The sequence below is a fragment of the Clostridium sp. LBM24168 genome, assembly GCF_052953915.1.
Genome location: NZ_CP196861.1, coordinates 1494925 through 1512566, shown reverse-complemented (window position 1 = coordinate 1512566; position 17642 = coordinate 1494925). Strand labels below are relative to the sequence as shown.

Annotated in this window: 17 protein-coding genes and 3 other annotated features; of the genes, 12 read left to right on the top strand and 5 right to left on the bottom strand. The window is 30.5% G+C overall.

All coding sequences use genetic code 11. The annotated features are described in order from the left end of the window. Positions 1–12: 12 nt before the first annotated feature. The 4 genes from panC to ACSVC9_RS07475 all read left to right on the top strand — a co-directional run bounded on the left by panC (position 13) and on the right by ACSVC9_RS07475 (position 2356). Positions 13–858, top strand: a complete 846-nt coding sequence (panC, locus tag ACSVC9_RS07490; protein WP_446899713.1) for a pantoate--beta-alanine ligase — start codon at positions 13–15, stop codon at positions 856–858. A 27-nt stretch (positions 859–885) separates the two neighbouring features. Continuing rightward, entirely contained in the window at positions 886–1269 is a 384-nt protein-coding gene (gene panD / locus ACSVC9_RS07485) for an aspartate 1-decarboxylase (RefSeq protein WP_446899712.1), read from the top strand. A gap of 171 nt (positions 1270–1440) precedes the next feature. Continuing rightward, entirely contained in the window at positions 1441–1929 is a 489-nt protein-coding gene (locus ACSVC9_RS07480; RefSeq protein ID WP_446899711.1) for a tRNA (mnm(5)s(2)U34)-methyltransferase, read from the top strand. A 97-nt stretch (positions 1930–2026) separates the two neighbouring features. Next, positions 2027–2356: a HesB-like protein gene (locus ACSVC9_RS07475; protein WP_446899710.1), complete on the top strand. Its 330-nt coding sequence runs from the start codon at positions 2027–2029 to the stop codon at positions 2354–2356. Positions 2357–2467: 111 nt separating this feature from the next. Here ACSVC9_RS07475 and ACSVC9_RS07470 read toward each other — a convergent pair whose 3' ends face one another. Together ACSVC9_RS07470 and ACSVC9_RS07465 are read right to left on the bottom strand one after the other, a co-directional pair. Further along, positions 2468–3418 carry a 3D domain-containing protein gene (locus tag ACSVC9_RS07470; RefSeq protein ID WP_446899709.1) on the bottom strand — a complete coding sequence of 317 codons (951 nt, stop codon included), beginning with the start codon at positions 3416–3418 and terminating at the stop codon, positions 2468–2470. Positions 3419–3600: 182 nt separating this feature from the next. Next, a complete protein-coding gene (locus ACSVC9_RS07465) occupies positions 3601–4566 on the bottom strand; it encodes a polyprenyl synthetase family protein (protein ID WP_446899708.1) in 966 nt (321 codons plus the stop codon). Positions 4567–4759: 193 nt separating this feature from the next. Here ACSVC9_RS07465 and ACSVC9_RS07460 point away from each other — a divergent pair, with 193 nt between their 5' ends. From ACSVC9_RS07460 to ACSVC9_RS07440, 5 genes are all read left to right on the top strand, one after another. Further along, the gene (locus tag ACSVC9_RS07460) at positions 4760–5263 is read left to right on the top strand and encodes an FMN-binding protein (protein ID WP_446899707.1); all 504 of its coding nucleotides are present in this window, start codon (positions 4760–4762) and stop codon (positions 5261–5263) included. 76 nt (positions 5264–5339) lie between these two features. Further along, positions 5340–6278 (top strand): 1,4-dihydroxy-2-naphthoate polyprenyltransferase, encoded by a 939-nt coding sequence (locus tag ACSVC9_RS07455; RefSeq protein ID WP_446899706.1) that lies wholly within the window; start codon positions 5340–5342, stop codon positions 6276–6278. A gap of 94 nt (positions 6279–6372) precedes the next feature. Then, positions 6373–6600, top strand: a binding site (T-box leader). A gap of 78 nt (positions 6601–6678) precedes the next feature. After that, the gene (gene argS / locus ACSVC9_RS07450) at positions 6679–8370 is read left to right on the top strand and encodes an arginine--tRNA ligase (protein WP_446899705.1); all 1692 of its coding nucleotides are present in this window, start codon (positions 6679–6681) and stop codon (positions 8368–8370) included. Between the two features lie 72 nt (positions 8371–8442). Next, positions 8443–9240 carry a ribonuclease H-like domain-containing protein gene (locus ACSVC9_RS07445; RefSeq protein ID WP_446899704.1) on the top strand — a complete coding sequence of 266 codons (798 nt, stop codon included), beginning with the start codon at positions 8443–8445 and terminating at the stop codon, positions 9238–9240. A 75-nt stretch (positions 9241–9315) separates the two neighbouring features. Continuing rightward, entirely contained in the window at positions 9316–9693 is a 378-nt protein-coding gene (locus ACSVC9_RS07440) for a CBS domain-containing protein (protein ID WP_446899703.1), read from the top strand. 80 nt (positions 9694–9773) lie between these two features. Here ACSVC9_RS07440 and ACSVC9_RS07435 read toward each other — a convergent pair whose 3' ends face one another. The 3 genes from ACSVC9_RS07435 to ACSVC9_RS07425 form a co-directional block, all read right to left on the bottom strand. Then, entirely contained in the window at positions 9774–9938 is a 165-nt protein-coding gene (locus ACSVC9_RS07435; protein ID WP_446899702.1) for a FeoB-associated Cys-rich membrane protein, read from the bottom strand. A 13-nt stretch (positions 9939–9951) separates the two neighbouring features. Continuing rightward, complete coding sequence (feoB, locus tag ACSVC9_RS07430; protein ID WP_446899701.1) at positions 9952–11715, bottom strand: ferrous iron transport protein B; 1764 nt, start codon at positions 11713–11715, stop codon at positions 9952–9954. Positions 11716–11839: 124 nt separating this feature from the next. Further along, positions 11840–12061 carry a FeoA family protein gene (locus tag ACSVC9_RS07425; RefSeq protein ID WP_446899700.1) on the bottom strand — a complete coding sequence of 74 codons (222 nt, stop codon included), beginning with the start codon at positions 12059–12061 and terminating at the stop codon, positions 11840–11842. A 155-nt stretch (positions 12062–12216) separates the two neighbouring features. Here ACSVC9_RS07425 and ACSVC9_RS07420 point away from each other — a divergent pair, with 155 nt between their 5' ends. The 3 genes from ACSVC9_RS07420 to ilvC all read left to right on the top strand — a co-directional run bounded on the left by ACSVC9_RS07420 (position 12217) and on the right by ilvC (position 17640). Beyond that, positions 12217–14385: a DNA topoisomerase 3 gene (locus tag ACSVC9_RS07420; RefSeq protein ID WP_446899699.1), complete on the top strand. Its 2169-nt coding sequence runs from the start codon at positions 12217–12219 to the stop codon at positions 14383–14385. A 15-nt stretch (positions 14386–14400) separates the two neighbouring features. Then, complete coding sequence (locus tag ACSVC9_RS07415; RefSeq protein ID WP_446899698.1) at positions 14401–15345, top strand: AEC family transporter; 945 nt, start codon at positions 14401–14403, stop codon at positions 15343–15345. Between the two features lie 194 nt (positions 15346–15539). Then, positions 15540–15737: a binding site (T-box leader), on the bottom strand. A gap of 469 nt (positions 15738–16206) precedes the next feature. Next, positions 16207–16404 (top strand) — a binding site (T-box leader). Between the two features lie 222 nt (positions 16405–16626). Next, on the top strand, positions 16627–17640 hold the full coding sequence (gene ilvC, locus ACSVC9_RS07410; RefSeq protein ID WP_446899697.1) for a ketol-acid reductoisomerase: 1014 nt from the start codon (positions 16627–16629) through the stop codon (positions 17638–17640). Positions 17641–17642 lie beyond the last annotated feature (2 nt).

The following is a 17642-nucleotide window of genomic DNA, read 5'->3' as shown; positions in this document are numbered from 1 at the left end:
GAGATAAAATTAATGAATACAGTACATGAAATAGATGAAGTAAGAAATCAAGTGAAGATATGGAAAAAACAAGGATTTACCATAGGACTTGTTACTACCATGGGCTTTCTGCATGAGGGTCATGAAAGTCTTATTAAAAGGGCAGTTTCAGAAAATGACAGGGTTGTTGTAAGTATATTTGTAAATCCTACCCAGTTTGGACCAAATGAGGATTTTAAGGCTTATCCAAGGGATATAAAGAGGGATGAAGAACTTTGCGAAAATGCAGGAGCAAATTTGATTTTTAATCCAGAGTCTTCAACCATGTATTATGAAGATGCAAGCACAGCTGTCAATGTAAATGGGTTGACTGAAGGACTTTGTGGCACAAGACGACCTGTTCATTTTGGAGGAGTTTGCCTTGTCGTTTCAAAATTTTTTAATATTGTAACCCCAGATAAGGCCTATTTTGGAGAAAAGGATGCACAGCAGCTTGCAGTTATAAAAAGAATGGTTAGAGATCTCAATTTCGATATTGAAATAGTAGGATGTCCTATAGTAAGAGAAGCTGATGGACTTGCCAGGAGTTCAAGGAACACCTATCTTTCAAAAGAGGAGAGAAAAGCGGCTGTAATACTTAGTAAGAGTCTTGATGCAGCAAAAGAAGCATTGAATTTAGGAGACAGAAATACAGACAACGTGAAGAAGGTAATTGTTGAAAAATTGAATTCGGAACCACTTGCCAAAGTGGATTATGTTGAAGTGGTTGACAGCCTGAATTTAAAACCAGTTTTAAATATTGACAAGACTGTTTTAATTGCAATAGCTGTCTATATAGGTAAAGTAAGGCTAATAGATAATTTTACCTTTAAAATATAGAAAAACTAATGATTAAGGAGGAAAATTATGCAATTGAGCATTCTTAAATCGAAAATTCACAGGGCAACTGTTACGGAGGCGAATTTAAATTATGTTGGAAGCATAACAATTGACAAAAGATTAATGGAAAGTGCAAATATACTTGAATATGAAAAAATTCAGGTTGTGAATATAAATAATGGAAGCAGAATGGAGACCTATGTGATAGCTGGAAAGAAGGATAGTAAAACAATTTGCCTTAATGGCGCAGCTGCAAGATATGTGCAACCCGGTGACAAGGTTATTTTGATGACATACTGTCAGATGGATGAGGATGAAGCCAGAAACTATAATCCAACAGTAGTTTTTGTAGATGGCGATAATTCAATTATGGAAATAATGGATCATGAAAATTATGGAGAAATAAGATAAATTTAATTCCTTTACAGCAGATAAATGTGATTTATCTGCTGTTTTTATAAGTATTGTAGATAGAAAATTTAATGTTAGGAGAAGTCATTTATTATTTATAATTATTTTACTAATGCAGTTAATATTGCAAAGAATATTTGCAGGAATAAACTCAATGTTGGTGATATTGCCGTGGATGCTACAATGGGCAATGGAAATGATACATTATTTTTATTGAATATTGTAGGTAATACAGGAAAAGTGTATGCTTTTGACATACAGAAAACTGCTATTATAAATACACGTAACAGAATATCTAAGAATGGCAAACTGACATCTGTAGAACTTATAAATGATGGCCATGAAAATATAGATAAATATGTGGATAAGAAGGTTAAGCTGATTATGTTCAATTTGGGATATCTTCCTGGTGGAGATCATTCAATTGCAACACATTGTGAAACAACAATAATAGCACTTAAGAAATCTTTAAATTTACTTGATAAAAATGGAGTAATAATTTTAGTAATATATTATGGACATAAAGAGGAAAAAATAGAAAAAAGTATGCTTGAAGAATATACATCTAGTCTAGAACAGAGAAAATACAATGTTGTTAAGATATCTTTTGAAAATCAGATTAATAATCCTCCATTTCTTATTGTAATTGAAAAAAGATAAATTTTTATAAAAAATATTTGGCGAATAGTAAAAATAATGATATAATAAATATTAAATTATCAAAGCGACTACATTAGATTTGGAGGAGGTTATCACTATGAAATTTATGAAAATAAGTGATAAAGCTTATGATGAATTTAAAAACTTTTTAGATTCTAGTAATGTACAGGATTATAATTTGAGAATAAGGTATTTAGGGACAAATTGCAGCGGTCCTGTATTTAATATTGATAATGGCAAATTAGAGGATGATGATATTTCAGATAAAGTCAGGGACATTAACTTTATTGTTGCAAAAGATGTAATAAATATATGTGGTGGATTTTCAATTTTGTCAAATGATGAAAATAAAGGGAGAGGTTTGGAATTGAAGCCTTTTATAGATCCGCCTTCTGGATGCAGTGGATGTTCAAAGTATAATGTGTAGATAACTCAAAAATATTATGGTAAAAATAATCCGACAGTTTGAACTGTCGGATTATTTTATGAAAGTAGTCCATACTTATTACAGCATATTTATGCTGATAGTTTGATTGGCTTAATTAAGTATATGGACTTTGACGGATCTCATTCCCCAGTTATGTGCTTCTGAACTAGAAGGGAAAAACAAGTCTATTCTATTTCCTCGAATAGCACCTCCTGTATCAGCTGCTATGGCATATCCATAGCCTTCAACGTAAACTCTTGATCCAATTGGTATAACTCTTGGATCAACTGCTATAATACCTCTTCTTGTCGACATCCCTGAAGCAGTAATTCCTCCGTTGCAATAGGCAGTTGCGTTAGCGGTAAAGGAATTTGAACTTGAAAAAGAAATAGATCCTCCACGGGACAGACTGTTTGACATAGTATTATTAACATTATTCAAAGCTATTTGTCTAGAATTTTCTTCAGCAATTAAATCACTCTCTTTTTTGGATTCTTTTGCAAGAAGTTGTTTTTGATTACTTATATCTGCATTTAATTTTGCGAGAGTAGCTTCATTACTTGTTTTTAAAGCCTGAAGTTTTTGTTTTTCAGAAACCATAGCCATCTTTTGTGATGATATAATCTTCTGATTTTGTTTAAGTTTATCCAAAATATTTTTATCAAACTTTATTATCTTGGATATTGTATCAACTCTGGAAATAAAATCGTTTATATTGTTTGAGGTTAAAAGAACTTGTAGATATCCATCCATACCAGTCATGTACATTGCTCTTGCACGCTTTTTGAATAGTTCATTTTGAACCCTGGAATTATTTTCTATAGTCTGTAATTTTTTTTCAGTAGTTTTGATATTGTCAGCTATATCATTCATAGCCTTTTTATTTTGGTCAATTTTATCTATAACAGAATCGATTTGTGTATTTAGTTGGCTGACTTTTGTTTGCAATTTTGCTTTGTTATCTCGTATTTGTTTTAATTCATTTGATGAGGCAAATACACTGCTGCTTATCATAACAGTGAATGCCAGAATCGCAATCGCAGATAACGCTTTTCTCCTCATTTAATTTCCTCCCTATAACTGATTATAGAACCAAATTATCATATAGTTCTATATGAAAAAATAACATTGGTTCCTATTATAACATTAAATGCAATAGAAACTCAAGTTTTTCTATTAGAAATTACAATATATGGATATGGATGAAAGTGAATTCATAAGTTGAGGAAAGAATGAAATGAGAATCAATAATATCTTTTAAGAAGATATTCTGTTATATCTTTAAGCATATACTTATAGCCGGTTTCAGGAAGAAATTTTATGATCCCAAGTGCCTTATTTGTATATTTTGAAGCCAATTTGATGGACTTTTCTATGCCATCGTTATTTTTAACCATATATATTAAATTACGGACATCTTCATCTGAAAAATAATTTTTCCCAAGATATGTCTTGGAAAAAACTTTATTCTCCATTGCAGCATATATAAAGGGGATAGTAAATATGCCCTGCTTTATATCTGTAGAAGGTAATTTTTTGAGAAGATTTTTATCACCTGTATAGTCTAAAATATCATCTATTATTTGAAAGGACATTCCTATGTTATGTCCAATTCTCCATAATTGTCTGCATAGTTTATCGCTGCAGCCACTTTCTGAAGCACCTATATAAAGTGACAGAGAAAATAATTCTGCAGTTTTCCCTGATATTCTTTTCAAATAATTTTTAACTGAAACAGGACTCTTAAATTTTGAATTGAATTGTTCTATTTCTCCCATACAGATTTTCGACATGGAATTACTATCGATTTCTATATTTTTCAAAGAAGCTGTTGAAGCAAGTATTTTAAAGCATAGGCAGAATATATAATCTCCTATATAAACAGCATAGTCCTTACCGTATTTTGATTGGACACTTTCTTTGCCGCGCCTCAATTTTGAATCATCTACAATATCATCGTGTACCAGGGTTGCCATGTGGAAAAATTCTATTACGGAAGCAAGTGATATTGACTTCTGAAAATTGTAATTCCCAAAATGGGATGATATTATTACAAAAGCTGGCCTCAGCATCTTACCGCTGGAATAAATCAAATCCTTAATGGCATGTTCTATCTTTTTATCTTTACATTTTGCGTTTTTTTCCATAAATTCAGTTACGGATTCAAGCTCATTTTTTATAATTTTATAGTTATCCCATATTTTATCCATAAATTAAGACTCCCAAAATATTCATTTTATCTTTTATAATTAAAATTTTACATTTAATCCAGAAGTATGTCTACGAAATTTGTAGAATTTTTATGAATTAGAAGAATTGGCTTTTTATTGTATAACTTGTACAAATTATAGTATAATTGAAATGCAGCAGTAAAATGTTTTTTATTGGAAGGGTGGAATATATATGAAAAAAAGGGCTTTGTTAAGCATGATTATTTCAACTTTAATAATTATTGTGCTTTTTGCGGGATGTGGTGGAAATACTCAGACAGATAAAAATACTGATAAAGCAAATACATCTACGGAAAAATCAGAAGTATTGAAAGACGGAGATTATAAAGCCGAAGCCAAAAATTTTGACAATAGGGGTTGGAAACCATTTGTTCAGATTCAGGTTAAAGATGGTAAAGTTGTTTCTGCAAGATATGATTGTATAAATAAAGAAGGAAAATATAAAACTGAAGATCAGGATTACAATAAAAATATGGCATCCAAGACCAATGGAATGAATCCAGTAAAATACAGCAAACAGTTAACAGATGATTTGATAAATAAACAGGATGCTTCTAAAGTAGACACTGTAACAGGTGCTACTGAATCTTCAAAAATATTTAAGGAGTTAAGTGAAAAACTAATAGATAAAGTAAAAAAAGGGGATACCTCTGATTTGCAAGTAAATATTTCATAATAGTACATAATAGTAAATTTGCCTTAGATTAAAAGTCTAAGGCATTTTATATAAAATTCAAGGTGGTGTTTTATTTTTGCATTTAAAAGAGTTTTTAGAATTTATCGAGATAAAAACTAAGCTGGCAAGTATCATACCATTTTTTCTTGGTACTATTTATTCTATATATAGGTATGATAGTTTAAAAACGACCAATTTTTTCATAATGCTTGTTTCATTGATAAGTTTTGATATGGCAACTACTGCTATAAACAACTACTGTGATTATAAAAATAGAATGTGCAAAGATGATGAAAAGATGAACATTATATCTTCAGGAAAATTGAAAGAATCAACAGCATTGGCCGTGATAATACTTCTTTTTGCAGTTGCGGTTGTATTTGGCATAATACTTACTGTTCGTACAAATTTGATAGTACTTTTTATAGGTGCAATTTCTTTTTTTATAGGTATATTCTATACTTTTGGACCCATACCCATATCTAGAATGCCTATTGGAGAAATATTTTCAGGATTTTTCATGGGATTTGTAATAGTATTTTTGTCAGTCTATATAAACATATTTGATAGCAATATTATTCTATTTTCCTATAATAGTGGAATATTGAATTTAAATATAAATATGATTGAACTTATAAATATATTTTTAATTTCAATAAGCTGTATAAATGGTATTTTCAATATAATGCTTGCCAATAATATATGTGATCTGCAAAAAGATGTTGCGAATAATAAATTTACCCTTACGTACTATATTGGGAAAAAGAATTCACTGACTCTATTTAAATTCATGTATTATATATCATATCTTATAATAATAGTTTTAATTATTACCAGAATTTTACCTAAAATATTTTTATTATCTTTACTTACTTCCTTTATTGTCAATAAAAATATTAGAGAATTTTATAAGGACTCAGTAAAGGATAAAACTTTTATACTTTCAGTTATGAACTTCACAATAATCAATTTAGTTCAAATTGGACTTATGTGTATTACTATAATTTGGATGTAGAATTGTGATAAAAACGCAATATAAGGTATAGAAATATTAGATAGTTAAATTTATATTGACAATAAAGTCATTGTGATAATATAATAGATTATAATTGAATCCTGTGACGGGAAAGAGTATTTTTTACTGTATTCTTCAGCGAGTAGGGATTGGTGGAAGCCTATGAATGCATTTAAAAGAAAGAGAGTCTCCGAGGAGCTTATGAGAAGTATTTGATATTTTAAATCAGGTAAATAGTAAGTCGCTGACTGCGTTAAAGTCTGGAGAGGGCAGTTTTTATCTGCCAATTAGAGTGGTACCGCGAAAAAGATCCGTCTCTTTAATATATAAGAGATAGGTCTTTTTATATTGTTATATATTTGAAATTTCAAAATAGATGGAGAGGAGTTTGAAAATTATTATGGATTACAAAAAACTTGTGGTGGATAGAATAAAAGAACATGTGGATATGGAAATTGAGGACATAGAGAAGATAATTGAAATACCACCTAAGCTTGAAATGGGTGATTATGCATTCCCGTGTTTTCAACTGGCAAAAATATTTAGAAAGGCTCCAAATGTCATTGCAAGCGATTTAAAAGAAAAAATAAATCCTGAATATTTTTATAAAATTGAAAATCTTGGACCTTATATTAACTTTTTTGTGGATAGGGAAATGTTTGCAATAGATACCATAGATAAAATATTGACTGAAAAAAATGACTATGGAAGGTCTTCAATTGGAAACGGTAAAAATATAGTTATAGAATTTTCATCCCCAAATATTGCAAAACCATTCCATGTAGGCCATCTTTTCAGTACTGCCATAGGAAATTCTCTTTATAAAATGATGGATTCTCAGGGCTACAATTGCACACGAATAAATCATCTTGGAGACTGGGGGACACAGTTTGGAAAATTGATATCTGCATATAAAAGATGGTGTAATGAGGATGAATTGAATAAAGATCCCATAAAGGAACTTTTGAGAATATATGTTAAGTTTCATGAAGAGGCTGAAAAAGATCCGTCCCTGGAAGATGAAGGAAGAAGATACTTTAAAAAGCTGGAAGATGGAGAAGATGAAGAAGTTCAGTTGTGGAAGAGATTTAAGGATTTGAGCTTGAAGGAATTCAGCAAGGTATATGATGAACTTGGAGTTGAATTTGATTCTCTTGCGGGAGAAAGTTTTTATACCGATAAAATGGATTCCGTAATAGAAGAAATTGACAGATGCGGGCTGCTTAAAGAAAGCAATGGTGCAAAAGTTGTAATGCTTGATGATTACAATATGCCTCCATGTATAATAAAGAAGTCCGATGGAGCCACCATATATGCTACACGTGACCTGGCGGCGGCCATATATAGAAAAAAGACCTATGATTTTGACAAGTGCATATATGTAGTAGGTATGGATCAGCGTCTTCATTTTAAGCAGGTGTTCAAGACTCTTAAACTTATGGGGAATGACTGGGCTGACTCATGTATACATGTTGGATTTGGATTAGTTAAGTTTTCCAATAAAAAGCTTTCTACAAGACATGGAGATGTTATATTCCTGGAAGATCTTCTACAGAAATCTGTGGATAGAACACTTGAAATAATTGAGGAAAAAAATCCGGAACTGGAAGACAAAGAAGAGGTGGCAAAAAAAATAGGAATAGGTGCTGTAATATTCACATATTTAAAAAATAACAGGGAAAGAGATATAATATTTGACTGGAATGAAATGCTGAGTTTTGAAGGAGAAACAGGGCCTTATGTACAATATAGTTATGCAAGAGGGAAAAGTATACTTAGAAAAGCGGAAGAATTTGATGAAAATGTGAATTATGCTAATGCAAATTCAAAGGAAGAGTTTGAACTTGTAAAAATTCTTTCAGAATTCAATTCCAATATATTGAATTCTATAAAAAGGTTAGAGCCATTTATAATAACGAGATATGTAGTAGATGTTGCAAAAATTTTCAATAAATTTTATAATTCTTGTAGTATATTAAATACAGAGGATAGTAATATGAAAAAATTTAGACTACAACTTGTGAAGGCATCATGCCAGGTAATTAGAAATGGATTGTATTTGCTTGGAATAGATGTGGTAGAAAAGATGTAGTGCTTATTGTGAAAAGTCGGATATTACTTGATATATCTGGCTTTTTAATAATTGATGAACTTGGAGGTGCCGATGTTTACTAAAAAATATAGTCAAATGCTCAAAATTCCCAGCAATATATTTGATGAGTACAGTATGGGTGACATAGCATATTTTGATATTGAAACCACGGGCTTTGACAAATACAATGACAATATAATACTTATATCTTTTGGAAGTTTCATAGATCATGACAAATTTTCCATAACACAGTATTTTGCAGAAAATTTAGAGGATGAGAGTGAAATACTGTATAGTTTTGGACATGATATCTTAAATTACAGCAATTGGTGTTCATATAATGGAATTGCCTTTGATGAACCATTTATATGCGAGAGAATGTCAAAATCCAATATAAACTTTGAACCTCCTAAATGTCATATAGATTTGTATAGACGTGTTAGGCCATATTACAGGCAATTAGGTATGGAAAGATGTAATTTAAAGACTGTAGAGAAATATATAGGTGTAAATAGGCAGGATCAAATTGATGGGGGAATAAGTGTAGATCTATATAATGAATTTCTTAATACCAAGGATAAAAAGCTGGAAGATACCATAATGCTCCATAACTATGAAGATGTATTGAATCTTCCTAAAATACATGAATTCATATATAAAATTGAAAATAATAATTCAATTGTCAGAGAAGATTCGATTACAGAAAAGCAGCTTAAATTTTTGACAAGCCTTCTCAGGAGAAATCATATTAAACTCAATTTCCATATAAATAAAATGTCTAAAAGATCAGCTTCACGTACAATAGATTATATTTTAAAAGGAGGTAAAGATGCTGAAGAAATAGAAGATATTTCAAATAACAGTTATTAATTTTTTAGACTTTTTAAGAAGAGTATTATATAATTAAATATAAGAACTATAACTGTTTAGAAAGGAGATTTTAGTATGATTAGAGACATAATGCGTTCGGATATAGTAAGACTGAAACCGGATGATATATTGAGCAAAGCGTTGAATGTTATGCATGAACATAATGTAAACGGGGCTCCTGTTATAGATTCAAAAGGTAAACTGGTTGGTATGGTAGTAAAAGCTGATATATATAGATTTCTAATTGAAGAAGGTCATTATGATACATGTCCTGTGGATTGGGTTATGACAAAGAGTGTAATAACTGCACGTAAAGAAGAAGAAATACTTGATGTTGCCAAGAGAATAAGGGAGAATAATATAATAGCTATTCCTGTAATAGATAAGAATGAATTTGTAGAGGGTACAGTATCTATAGAAGATATAGTTGATCATTTTATAAAAAGATCTTAAATTTAAGAGAAACTTAAATTTATTGTGAAAGCCATCATCTCTTATATTAAAAAATGATGGCTTTTACTTGTTTTTATAATTTAATTTTTACCATGAGTATGTTTTTTACTAGGACATTTATTTGAAATTTTACATGAGTTACAGCCGCAGCTACAGCTGTTTCCAGACTTTTTATGAAGGCTGTGTACAAAAATATATACTGCCAGTATAACTATGGCCGCGGTTATCAAAATTTCTACAATCATTTATATACCCCCATTAAAATATGAAAGAACCTAACCTAAATACGATAAAGGAGACAATCCAGGCCAGTATAAATTGATATACTACAGAAAATGCTGCCATTTTTCCACCATATTCTTTTTTCATGGCAGATATGGCAGATATACAGGGTGTATAGAGAAGAACAAAAACCAGAAATGAATAAGCTGAAATAGGAGTAAAATGCTGAGGTAACAATGCAGTTAAGTTGCTTCCATATATAATCCCCATAGTTCCAATTACAATTTCCTTTGCCATTAACCCAGCAATAAGAGATACAGCATTTTGCCACGAATCGTAACCCATTGGAGAAAATATAGGACTTATAAAGTTACCTATATGAAATAGAATACTTTTATCCATAGGTGCAATTCCATTTAAGTTGAAATTCGATAAAAACCATATTATAACTGACATTGAAAATATTATTGTACCTGCTTTTTTCAAGAATCCTTTGGCCTTTTCCCATGTATGTATAAAAAGACTTCTAAAATCGGGAATATTATATTTGGGAAGTTCTATTATAAAAGGTTCCTCATCCTTTTTAAATATTGTATTTTTGAATAGGAGTCCTATTATAAAAGCCATAATTATTCCAAGCAAATATAATGAAAAGACTACTTCCGTTTGGTTTCCTATAAAGAAAGCAGATGCGAATAGTGCATATATAGGAAGCCTTGCATTACAAGACATAAGAGGTATTAGAAGTGCTGTTAATTTTCTGTCCTTTTCACTTTCAAGTGTTCTAGATGACATAATTGCTGGCACCGAACATCCAAAACCAACTATGAGTGGAATAAATGCTTTACCAGAAAGCCCCATTTTTCTCATGAGTTTATCCATTATGAGTGCACCTCTTGCCATATATCCACTGTCTTCTAGGAATGATATACCTAAAAAAAGACAAAATATTATAGGAAAAAATACAATTACCGAGCCAACTCCCGCAAGTATGCCGTCAATTAGAAGTGAACTAAACCAGGCGCTAGTTCCTGAAAGCAAATCCTTTAAATAAGGTGTTATTATATTTGAAAGGAAATCTCCAAATCCATCTGCAATAGGTTGTCCTACCCAATTAAAGGTAAATTTAAAAATTATAAAGAGAGCAAGTAAAAATACTGGATATGCAATAAATCTATTTAAAACTATCTTATCTATTTTTTCAGTATACGATACTGATTTTATTTTTGTTATAGTGATGCATTTATCCAGTATTTCCTTTATAAAAGAGTAGGCATCCTTTTCCGTTTCAAAATTGAAATTATTTATCTTGGATGATTTACATTGAAATTGTCTGCTTTTAAGTATTTCCTTAAGTTTATCTATTCCTTTGTTTCTGGAGGCTATTATTGGAACTGTAATAACACCTAATTCTTCTTCCATCTTTTCAAAATCAATATTTATTCCGTTTTCTTTGGCTACATCCATCATATTCAGGACCAGTATTAATGGCTTTTTAAACTGCTTGAGCTGAGTAGTCAAGTATAAATTTCTGTCGAGATTTGATGCATCTACTATATTTATTATTACATCAGGATTCTCCTGCAGTAAAAAACTTTTAGAAACTTTTTCTTCATTGGAATATGTATCCATGGCATATATCCCGGGTAAATCTACAATTTTTATATCTTCAAAATAGCCTTCCTTTTTTTCTACTGTTACTCCAGGCCAGTTTCCTACGTATTGATTTGAACCGGTTAGATGATTAAATAAAGAAGTTTTACCTACATTAGGATTGCCTAGCAAGGCTGCTGTAATCATATATTTCCTCCATATTATTTATAATAATTAATTGCAATACAAAAAACACCATAGTATTTTATGCAATATCGTGTTAAGTAATTAGATTCCATGGTATTTAAAGGTATAAAATATAAATATTAAATTAAGATACAACGGATATATTCTTTGCATCATTTTTACGAATAGCAAGATCAAATCCTCTTAAATTTATTACTAATGGGTCACCAAGTGGAGCTAAGGTCTTTAAAATTATTTCTGTTCCTTCTATACAGCCAAGGGCTAAAAGCCTTTTCGCTAATTTTTTATCGCCATGAATGCTTTTTATTAAAGCTCTTTCTCCAGGCTTTAAATCGCAAATGCTCATTTGAACCACCTCGAATATCAATTTATAATGAAATCCATTATCATCTTATTTATATATTAACATCAAATTAAAAACTTGTAAAGGGAAAAGATAAATCGTATAATATGAACTGAAATATTTAGTTGGATTCAAATAATTCATGAAAGGATATAAATATGAGCAAAATATTAGTATTGGCTGAAAAACCATCTGTGGGAAAGGATCTTGGCAGAGCACTCAAATGTAACAAAAAAAATGGAGGATATATAGAGGGAGATAATTATGTTGTTACCTGGGCCCTTGGACATTTGGTTACACTGGCTGATCCAGAGACCTATGATAGAAAGTATAAAACCTGGAAATTAGAAGATCTTCCTATGCTCCCAAAGCATTTAAAAACTGTAGTTATAAAACAAAGTAGCAAACAATTCAATATAGTGAAAGCTCAGATGAACAGAAAAGATATTTCAGAAATAATTATTGCTACAGATGCAGGAAGAGAGGGAGAACTTGTAGCCAGATGGATAATAGAAAAATCTCATATAAACAAACCTATGAAGAGACTCTGGATTTCATCCCAGACTGCTAAGGCTATAAATGAAGGATTTAAAAATTTGAAACCGTCATCAAAATATGATAATTTATATAAGGCAGCCAGGTGTAGAGCAGAAGCTGATTGGATTGTAGGACTTAATGTGACCCGTGCTTTAACCTGTAAATATAATGCACAGCTTACGGCAGGGAGAGTACAATCTCCAACACTCGCCATGATAGTGGATCGTGAAGAAGAAATAAAAAATTTCAAGCCAGAGAATTATTATAATATAGAGGCAAGAACTAAATATTTTACTCTCAAATGGGTAGATGACAAGGGAAATGGGAATCTGTTTGACTATGAAAATGCTAAAAAAATAGCTGAAAAACTACAGAGAAAGGATTGTAAAGTTATAGATGTTAGTTCTAGCTTGAAAAAACAAATTTCACCTAAACTTTATGATCTTACAGAACTTCAAAGGGATGCCAATAAGATATTTGGATATTCTGCGAAGCAGACTTTATCGATAATACAAAGATTGTATGAAAATTATAAAATACTTACTTATCCAAGAACGGATTCAAGATATATTTCAGATGATATAGTTGATACACTCAAGGAGCGTTTAAAAGCAATATCATTAGGGGAATACAGAATTTTTATAAATGAAATATTAAAAAATGGAATAAAGGCAAACAAAAACTTTGTAGATGGAAGCAAGGTAAGTGACCATCATGCTATTATACCAACTGATGAGAGCATTGCAGTTTCACGTTTAAGTGCAGAGGAAAGAGACATGTATGATTTAGTTGTAAAGAGATTCATATCTGTAATGCTGCCATCTTATGAATATGTCCAAACTGAAATAAAAGCGGATATTGCAGGTGAGGTTTTTACGTATAAAGGAAATGCTCCGAAAAAATATGGATGGAAGAAGATTTATAAAAATGATAAGTTTGATGGAAAAAATGAATTGTTGGGAATTGGGAAATCTGATGTTTTGAATATTATATCTATAGATATAAATAAGCTTCAGACAAAAGCACCGGCAAGATTTAATGAAGCATCATTACTTTCTGCCATGGAAAACCCACAGAAGTATGTGAAATTGGATAAGGCTTATGCCAGAACATTAAATGAGACAGGAGGAATTGGCACTGTAGCTACTAGAGCAGATATAATAGAGAAACTGTTCAACATGTTTTATATAGAAAGAAAAGGAAAGGAAATAATTCCTACATCAAAAGGCAAACAGGTTATTAATTTAGTACCAAAAGGGTTGAAATCACCTATGCTTACAGCTAAGTGGGAAAAGATTTTGGAAGGAGTCAGCAAAGGTAGAGAGGATTCCGATATATTTTTGAAAAATATGAGGGATTACGCAGTAGAATTAGTAGATGATATAAAGTCAAGCAATGACAGATTTAGATATGATAATCTTACAGGTAAGAAATGTCCCAACTGTGGTAAATATATGCTTGAGGTAAAAGGAAAATATGGAATTATGAATGTTTGCCAGGATAGAAATTGTGGTTACAGAGAAAATGTAAGTAAATTTACAAATGTAAGATGTCCGGAATGTCATAAAAAGCTTGAATTAAGAGGAAAAGGAGATGGGCAGATTTATGTATGCCCAAATTGCAGTTTTAGGGAAAAATTGTCTTCTTTCAATAATAGATTTGGTAAAAATAATGATAATATAAGTAAAAAAGATGCAGCTAAATACATGAAAAAATTAAATAAACAGAATAATACGCCTATAAACTCTGCATTGGCTGATGCATTGAGTAGATTTAAGGATCAGCAATAAGACGAGGTGATTTGAATGGCAATATTAAATTCAGCTGGAAGTATATTTAGTATAATAATTATGATTCTTGTAGGGTATATTCTTACTGGATTTAAATGGTTAAATGATGATATATCAAAGGTTTTTTCAAAATTAGTGTGTAATATTGCACTTCCATGCCTTATGATTTCTAATATTATGGGTAATTTTACAAAGGACAAGCTTGAACATATAGGGAAAGGACTTATTATACCTGTTTTGTCCATGATGATAGGATATGTACTGGCAATAGTAGTATCTAAAATTATAAAAGTTAAAAAGGGAAGAATTGGAACATTCCGTTCAATGTTCTTCGTTTCCAATTCAATATTTGTAGGTTTGCCTATAAATTTAGCGTTGTTTGGAACTAAAAGTGTACCTTATGTTTTACTGTATTATATATCAAATACTGTATTTTTCTGGACAATAGGTGCTTATGAAATAACTACAGATGGAGTAAATTCTGATGCCAATGTAGGTATTTTTTCGAAAGATACTTTAAAGAGAATATTTTCACCACCGCTTATGGGATTCGTACTGGCAATTATATTTTTATTTTGTGGAATTGAATTGCCTAAATTTGTAATGGATACATGTAAATATTTTGGCGAGATGACTACACCTCTTTCTATGTTGTTCATAGGCATAACAATATATTATGTAGATATCAAAAAGATAAAAATAAGTTTGGATATAATTGCTGTTTTAATTGGGAGGTTTGTAGTTTCTCCAATTTTAATAATGGTAATTGGTAGTTTTTTCTCAGTACCAACTCTTATGAAACAGGTGTTTGTAATACAGGCAGCAATGCCTGTAATGACCAATACATCAGTAGTTGCAAAAGAATATGGTGCAGATTATGAATATGCTGCAGTAGTTACGTCGATAACTACAATTTTGAGTTTGATAACTATCCCAATATATATGGCTTTAATATCATAGATAAATAACTAGTAAAAATTCTGATAACTAAATAAAGATAAAAAGTAATATTAAAAGTTAAATTCCAATGATTGAAATAATAGATCGTAAAAATTATACAATTTATTAAATTTTGATTTTTCACACACTAAATTATAAATGATCTGAAAAAGTAAAATAAAAAGTAGAGCATAAAAAAGACAGACACTCGTCCCTAATGGGGCGAAGGTCTGTCGCGGTACCACCCAGATTATTACTCAATATATATAACGGCATTGCCGGCATAACTTACTTTTATAATTTCAGCTTGCAACTCTAGAGTGATTTTCAACAACTTTAGTCTATAGGTTCACACCAAACTCCTATTCTCTGAAGACATATTTTTGTTTACTCTTCTCTGTCATTGTTTTTGTATTTGAAATTTACTATACTATAAAATAATATTTATGTCAATAATCAAAATTCAAGTTTTTCAATATGATAGTATATAATAAATGGTAATTTATAAACTATAATAGCAAAAAAATTATAAACTATAAATGAAATAGAATTAATCTTATCTAATAGAAATTAATGTGTATGTACTTTTGATATATTTACAAATTGATATTTAATTTTATTATAATATACAATGAAAATAGAAGATAAAAAGTTTATTTTAAATACATAATTATGTAGGAAAAATAGAAAAATAAAAAAATCGAAAAAAAAATCGAAAAAACTATTGACATTATCACCAGAAGGTATTATTATCGTCACATACACTAAATATTGATAAAGTAATTTTTAAAAGTAAAAAATTTAAGGCAATAGACTTCATAATTTAAATTTTATATTTAATAATTTGATGTTTATTAGCTGATTTTAGCATAATTGTAGAGTATAAAGACAATGAATTGGAAGAGTAGATAGTGAAAATTTTTAGAGAGTGAGAATTTGGTGGGAACTCATAATTTTAGCTATTGAAGGTAGCCTTGGAGTCGTGAGTCGAAATTTAAGTAGGCTTTATCGGTAGTACCGTTATTACTTTTAAGTAAAAATTTTGGGTGGTACCGCGCGACCAAACTTCTCGCCCCAAGCAGAGAATTGGTTGCTTTTTTTATACAAAAAATTTACTTAGAAGTATTGAGTTTATTATTTTAAATAATTCACTTGTAAGGTTAAGATTAAGATTTGTAAAATTTTAAATTAAGCAAATATTTACTTAATTGAATTAATGATTTCATAATTTTTATTTAGATTTGTTCCAAGCACTATATAAAAAATGCAAATATTATCAAACTATTTTAGGAGGAAAGTATTATGGAAAAATTAAAAGTTTATTATGACGAGGATGCAAATTTGGATATTTTGAAAGGTAAAAAGATAGCTATTCTTGGATTTGGTAGTCAGGGACATGCACATGCATTGAATTTAAAAGACAGTGGGCTTGATGTTGTAGTTGGTCTATATAAAGGGAGCAAGTCATGGAAAACAGCTGAAAAAGCTGGATTTAAAGTGTATGAAACAGCTGAAGCCGTTAAACAGGCAGATATAATAACAGTACTTATACCAGATGAAAAGCAAAAACAAGTTTATGAAGAAAGTATAAAAGATAATCTTGATGAGGGCAATGCATTATTCTTTGCCCATGGATTTAATATTCACTTTAATCAGATAATTCCACCTAAAAATATAGATGTACTTATGATTGCACCTAAAGGACCAGGACATATAGTTAGAAGAGAATATACGTTGGGTGCAGGAGTCCCTTGCCTTTATGCAGTATATCAGGACTTTACAGGAAAGGGAAAAGAAATTGCGCTTGCCTATGGTAAAGGAATTGGAGGAACTAGGGCAGGTGTTATGACTACAACATTCAAAGTTGAAACTGAAACTGATTTGTTTGGTGAGCAGGTAGTACTCTGTGGAGGAATTTCTGAACTTATACAAGCAGGATTTGATACACTTGTTGAGGCTGGATATGCTCCAGAAAATGCATATTTTGAATGTATGCATGAGATGAAGATGATAGTTGACCTTATGTATGAAGGTGGATTAAACAGAATGAGATATTCAATAAGTGATACTGCTGAATATGGAGATTATAAGATTGGTAAGAGAATAATAAATGAAAATACTAGAGCAGAAATGAAAAAAGTATTAAAAGAAATTCAAGATGGTACATTTGCAAGAGAATGGCTTCTTGAGAACAAGACAGGGAGACCGGGATTTACAGCTAGAAGGAGGTTGGAACAAAATGCTCCAATCGAAAAAGTTGGTAAGGAACTTAGATCTATGATGTCATGGATTGATGAAAATCCTTCAAATGAATAAAT

Bases quoted from the DNA above. Each gene is read 5' to 3' on its own strand.
- panC (WP_446899713.1), top strand. From the start codon at position 13: ATGAATACAGTACATGAAATAGATGAAGTAAGAAATCAAGTGAAGATA.
- panD (WP_446899712.1), top strand. From the start codon at position 886: ATGCAATTGAGCATTCTTAAATCGAAAATTCACAGGGCAACTGTTACG.
- ACSVC9_RS07475 (WP_446899710.1), top strand. From the start codon at position 2,027: ATGAAATTTATGAAAATAAGTGATAAAGCTTATGATGAATTTAAAAAC.
- ACSVC9_RS07470 (WP_446899709.1), bottom strand. From the start codon at position 3,418: ATGAGGAGAAAAGCGTTATCTGCGATTGCGATTCTGGCATTCACTGTT.
- ACSVC9_RS07465 (WP_446899708.1), bottom strand. From the start codon at position 4,566: ATGGATAAAATATGGGATAACTATAAAATTATAAAAAATGAGCTTGAA.
- ACSVC9_RS07460 (WP_446899707.1), top strand. From the start codon at position 4,760: ATGAAAAAAAGGGCTTTGTTAAGCATGATTATTTCAACTTTAATAATT.
- argS (WP_446899705.1), top strand. From the start codon at position 6,679: ATGGATTACAAAAAACTTGTGGTGGATAGAATAAAAGAACATGTGGAT.
- ACSVC9_RS07445 (WP_446899704.1), top strand. From the start codon at position 8,443: ATGTTTACTAAAAAATATAGTCAAATGCTCAAAATTCCCAGCAATATA.
- ACSVC9_RS07440 (WP_446899703.1), top strand. From the start codon at position 9,316: ATGATTAGAGACATAATGCGTTCGGATATAGTAAGACTGAAACCGGAT.
- ACSVC9_RS07435 (WP_446899702.1), bottom strand. From the start codon at position 9,938: ATGATTGTAGAAATTTTGATAACCGCGGCCATAGTTATACTGGCAGTA.
- feoB (WP_446899701.1), bottom strand. From the start codon at position 11,715: ATGATTACAGCAGCCTTGCTAGGCAATCCTAATGTAGGTAAAACTTCT.
- ACSVC9_RS07425 (WP_446899700.1), bottom strand. From the start codon at position 12,061: ATGAGCATTTGCGATTTAAAGCCTGGAGAAAGAGCTTTAATAAAAAGC.
- ACSVC9_RS07420 (WP_446899699.1), top strand. From the start codon at position 12,217: ATGAGCAAAATATTAGTATTGGCTGAAAAACCATCTGTGGGAAAGGAT.
- ACSVC9_RS07415 (WP_446899698.1), top strand. From the start codon at position 14,401: ATGGCAATATTAAATTCAGCTGGAAGTATATTTAGTATAATAATTATG.
- ilvC (WP_446899697.1), top strand. From the start codon at position 16,627: ATGGAAAAATTAAAAGTTTATTATGACGAGGATGCAAATTTGGATATT.